Here is a 1,258-nt window from a genome sequence, read left to right as displayed (position 1 = left end):
GCTCACTGTCTGCGCCAAAGACGGCGATGGCGCGACCGAGCGCCTCACGCGCCTGATCGGCCTTGCCGAGCACGACATAGGAACGAACGAGCCGCATCCATCCTTCCGGATCACGCGGATTTTGCCGCAGTTTGTCGTCGAGGCCGGCGACCATCGTATTGATCATGGCCTCCCGATCCTGCGGCGACATCGAGGATGCGGCGTCGACATCGCCGGCATCGGGACCGTTGCTGGCGCCGCTGGAGGCGACGTCGGAGCCTCCGGATTTGGCCAGCGCCTGCTCGACGGCACCGCGCCATGGCGAGTCCGGCGGCAATCTGCCCAGCATCGCCTGCCATGCCGTGGTCGCTTCCTTGGCGCGCCCCTCCTGCGCCAACGCCATGGCCAGGTAGAAACTCGCCTTCGCGTTGGCCGGATCGAGCTTCAGGGCTGCCTCGAAGGCATCCTGGGCATCGGCCGAGACAATGCCGCCTGCCGCGCTGGCGATCGCCTCGCCGAGACCGGCCTGGCGAACGGCGCTGTCGCCATCGAGCCGAATGGCGTTGCGATAGGCTCCCGCCGCGTCGGAAAAGCGCTGCATGCGCAGATAGACCGGTGCGAGCACGTCCCAGCCCCTGCCGTCAGTGGGATTGGCGGCCAGATGGGCTTCGGCCCGCGCCACCAGCTCGTCGACCGAACTGTCGGCGGGATTCTTGGCCAACCGCTCGCTGAGCGGTTGCGACGGCAGGTCGGGAGAGCCAAGCTTGACATAGAGCCCCCAACTGACCAGCGGCACCGCCAGCACGGCTACGGTTGCCACCAGCCTTGCCGTGATCGACGCTCGGCCAGGGTTTGCGCCGCTGGCGGTACCCGCATTGTCAAGGCGAATGATGCGGCGAGCGATCTCGGCGCGGGCCTCGGCTGCTTCGGCCGGCTGGATCAAGCCACGCGCGGCGTCGCGGTCAAGCTCGGACAATTGGTCCCGATAGACTTCGAGATCATGTTCGCCGCTCGACGACGCGCCCTTGGCGCTGGCGGCCAGCGGCAGCAGCACCGCCAGGCTTGCACCCAGCGTGAGAATGGCGGCTATGACCCAGAACAGCATGGTTCTTCCAATACCGGCAGAGCTCTGCCGTGCCAACAGATGCATGCTGCGACGCTTTGACGACGCCAGCCGCCAATCGTCGGCAGACGGTCGTCAGGTCAGCGGCGTCCAGCTGCCATCGGCGTTGCGGCAAGCGGTTCCACGCGCCGTGACCCCGGCGCCGGCGGAAAACAC

The 1,258-nt window shown here is 67.5% G+C and carries 1 protein-coding gene; it reads right to left on the bottom strand.

Translation table 11 applies throughout. The features are described from left to right. On the bottom strand, nt 1-1,084 hold a 1,084-nt coding region (ccmI, locus tag EN984_RS35110), incomplete at its 3' end, for a c-type cytochrome biogenesis protein CcmI (protein ID WP_127384378.1). Nucleotides 1,085-1,258 lie beyond the last annotated feature (174 nt).

The organism is Mesorhizobium sp. M7A.F.Ca.CA.004.12.1.1 (assembly GCF_003997835.1).
In the GTDB taxonomy this organism is placed as follows: domain Bacteria; phylum Pseudomonadota; class Alphaproteobacteria; order Rhizobiales; family Rhizobiaceae; genus Mesorhizobium.
This window is presented reverse-complemented; position numbering and strand designations above follow the sequence as displayed.